The following is a 2891-nucleotide window of genomic DNA, read 5'->3' as shown; positions in this document are numbered from 1 at the left end:
CCTTTGTGACGGCCACCTCGGGCAGGCTGTGACGATCTCGGCCAGGGTGGAGGGCTCGGCGAGCGGGGACGGGATCGCGGCCAGCTCGTCGAGCAGGTCCTCGGCCAGGCGGCGCAGCCGTACCGGAGGAGCCTCTGGCGAGGCTCCCGCCCGGGTCGGGGCGTCGTGTCCTCCCGCGGCCCGCCAGCGCGCGGCGATCTCCGTCACCTCACGGCCGTCCTCGGCGGCCTGGCGCAGCTCGTGGCCGACCAGGTCCTCCGGCTGTACCCAGGTCAGCCTGATCATCCGGCGTCCCCGGCGAGGGCGGCGAAGGCGGACTCGTGGGCGCGGCGGCGTTCCAGGTCCGCGCCGTGGATGCGGCGGGCGACGCGGGCCAGGCTCAGGCCGGGGGTGAGAAGGTCGATGCGGCTGGCGGTGGAGATCTGCTCCACCCAGTCGGCCGGGACGGCCTCGCGCCCGCCGAGGGCTCCGGCGACGGCGCCGCCCATGGAGGCGATGGAGTCGGCGTCGCGGCCGTAGTTGACGCCGCCGAGGACGGTGTCGCGGTAGTCGCCCTTGGCGATCAGCAGGAAGGCCAGGGCGAGTGGGAGTTCCTCGATGCTGTGCAGGCGGCTCGGGCGGCGGGCGCCGAGACCCTGGTCACGGTAGGTGTCGGCGACCGTGTCGTAGGGCTTCATGGCGGCGCGCAGCGTCTCGAAGGAGCCGTCCCAGTGGCCGAGGCCGCTGGCCACCGAACACACCGCGTCGATGGCCGCCTTGGTCCCGTCCCGCGCCAGCCGCAGGCAGGCGGCGACCACCGAGTCAGGCGTCGCACCCGGGCGCATGGCCTCGGCCACCGCGGCGGCGAGCACCCCGGCCGCCTCCCGGCCGTAACTGGACTGGTGGGCGCCGGCAAGCTCGATCGCCTCGGCGTAGGCGGCGTCGGGGTCGGCGGCGTTCACCACGCCGACCGGTGCCATGTACATCGCGGCACCGCAGTTGACGATGTTGCCCACGCCTGCCTCACGCGGGTCCACATGACCGTAGTGCAGCCGCAGCACCAGCCACTTCTCCGCCAGGAAGACCCGCTGCAGTAGCAGCGTCTCGGCCTCCAGTTCCGGGATCCAGCGCTTCTCCCCCATCATCTCCGGTACCAGGTGCTCGGCCGCCGCGTAGGCGTCCAGGTGGCCCCCGACCCGCTCGTAGACCCGGATCAGCGCGTGGGTCATCAGGGTGTCGTCGGTGATGTGGCCGTCACCCTTGTGGTAGGGCGCGATGGGGCGGGCGTTCCGCCAGTCCTCGAAGTACGGCGGGACCAGGCCCTCGACGTACCCGCCGTAACGCTCGTGGATCTGTTCGGGCGTCCAGCCCTCGGTGGCGCCGCCGAGGGCGTCGCCGACCGCGGCACCCGCCACGCATCCCACGGCCTTGTCCTCAAGCGTGCCCCTGCCCGCTGTACTCATCCGATCCGTCCCCTCGCGATGTCCAGTAGATCGATTCCCGCCAGTTCGGGTAGGCAGCAACCCGTCAGGGTGGTGCTCCACCCTCGCGGCAGCGCGTCGTGGCCGGTGAACGCGCCGGTCAGCGCGCCGGTCAGCGCGGGCGCGGAGTCCGCCGCGGCGGCCAGGCAGGCGGCGGCCGGTACGGCGGTGCGTATCGAGCCGCCGGAGACCTCCGCCAGCGCGAGGGCCACCGGGAGCGTCTCGGCGGCGGCTACCCCGTAGCTGTAGACGTGGTCGAACAGCGCCGCGTCCAGCGCGGGCACCGCCGCGAACGGATCGCCCGCCTCACGCGCGACCGCGAGCGCGGTGCGGGTCGCGCGACCGATGACGGTGTCATCGGGAAGCGCCTCCAACGCGGCCCGCACGGCTTCACCCATCGGACCGCCGTCCACCAGGACGCCGATCGCCCTTGCCATCGCGACGGCTCCGAGCACGCCGTCACCGGCGTTGGTGACCTGGGCGTCGGCCGTGGGGTCCAGCCCGGCGGCCCCGAAGGCGACCGCCCGCACGGTCGCGGCGTCGTCGAAGAAGTGCGGGTTGTCGTGCCCGCTGGCGGGAGGGCCGAGGCCGCGCGCGAGGTTGTCCAGCGCGGTCCGCACCGAGATCCGCGCCCTGACGTCGTCCCTGCCGGTCAGACCGGCGAACGCCTCCGCGCGGTCCTCGTCGATGGTGAGCACGGTCCAGGCGAGCCATTCGGCGTCGTCGGACGGCCCCATCACCAGCGGCGCGACCGGCTGGTTGAGCGCGAACGGCACCGGCAGAGTGGTCACCCGATGCTCCTCGGCGAAGGCGTCGAGCTCGCGGTGGAGGCGTCTGCTCCACGGTGCGTGCACCCCCGCCCGGTGCCGTGCCGACGGCCATCCCGCCGCGTCGCCCATCGCCAGACCGGCGAACGCCCCCAGGATCCTGTCCCCCGACATCATCGCCCTACCTCCCTTCCACGAGCTGATCGGCCACGTCGAGTACGTGCCGTCCCGCGGTCACCGGCAGGCAGCGCCCTTCGACCGGGCCGATCTGCCGTGCCCATCGCTCCGGCACCGCCGCCTCACCGCGTCCCGCCCCGGCGAGGGCGCCGGCGATGGCCGCGGTGGTGTCGGCGTCCCGTCCCAGATTCGCCGCGATCACCACGGACTCCTCGACCTCTCCCCCGCCCATCAGGTAGGCGGCGAAGGCGAGGGCGACGGCTTCGGGAGCCAGGTCCGTCCACGGGTAGTGCCGGACCACGACCGCCTCGTGCAGCCGCCCGGCGACGTCGCCGGATCCGGTGCCGAGGGCCTCGCGGGCGCGGTTGACGCTGCGGGCGGTCCACGAGTCCTCGGGGATCACGCCGAGGCCGGCCGTGACCGCCTCGTCCGGGGAGGCGCCCGCCATCGCGGCGGCCACCGCCCCGGCGACCGCACGGCCGCCGAG

3 protein-coding genes and 1 pseudogene are annotated in these 2891 nt (G+C 74.3%); all 4 read right to left on the bottom strand.

Going from position 1 to position 2891, the window contains the following annotated elements; all coding sequences use genetic code 11:
• Window positions 1-285 (bottom strand): annotated as a pseudogene (locus tag ABZ260_RS49430) (ADP-ribosylglycohydrolase family protein); the annotation flags it as partial.
• A complete protein-coding gene (locus ABZ260_RS49425; protein WP_355632464.1) occupies window positions 282-1442 on the bottom strand; it encodes an ADP-ribosylglycohydrolase family protein in 1161 nt (386 codons plus the stop codon). The gene ABZ260_RS49425 and the pseudogene ABZ260_RS49430, both read right to left, overlap by 4 nt.
• Entirely contained in the window at window positions 1439-2404 is a 966-nt protein-coding gene (locus tag ABZ260_RS49420) for an ADP-ribosylglycohydrolase family protein (protein ID WP_355632461.1), read from the bottom strand. The genes ABZ260_RS49425 and ABZ260_RS49420 overlap by 4 nt, the downstream gene beginning before the upstream one ends.
• 4 nt (window positions 2405-2408) lie before the next feature.
• Window positions 2409-2891: ADP-ribosylglycohydrolase family protein (locus tag ABZ260_RS49415; protein ID WP_355632458.1), on the bottom strand; the 483-nt coding region annotated here is incomplete at its 5' end.

This window comes from Streptosporangium sp. NPDC006013 (assembly GCF_040614275.1).
Classification (GTDB): Bacteria; Actinomycetota; Actinomycetes; order Streptosporangiales; family Streptosporangiaceae; genus Streptosporangium.
The sequence above is the reverse complement of the archived record's forward strand: the minus strand, read 5'-3'. Positions and strand labels throughout refer to the sequence as shown.

Bases quoted from the DNA above. Each gene is read 5' to 3' on its own strand.
- ABZ260_RS49425 (WP_355632464.1), bottom strand. From the start codon at position 1,442: ATGAGTACAGCGGGCAGGGGCACGCTTGAGGACAAGGCCGTGGGATGC.
- ABZ260_RS49420 (WP_355632461.1), bottom strand. From the start codon at position 2,404: ATGATGTCGGGGGACAGGATCCTGGGGGCGTTCGCCGGTCTGGCGATG.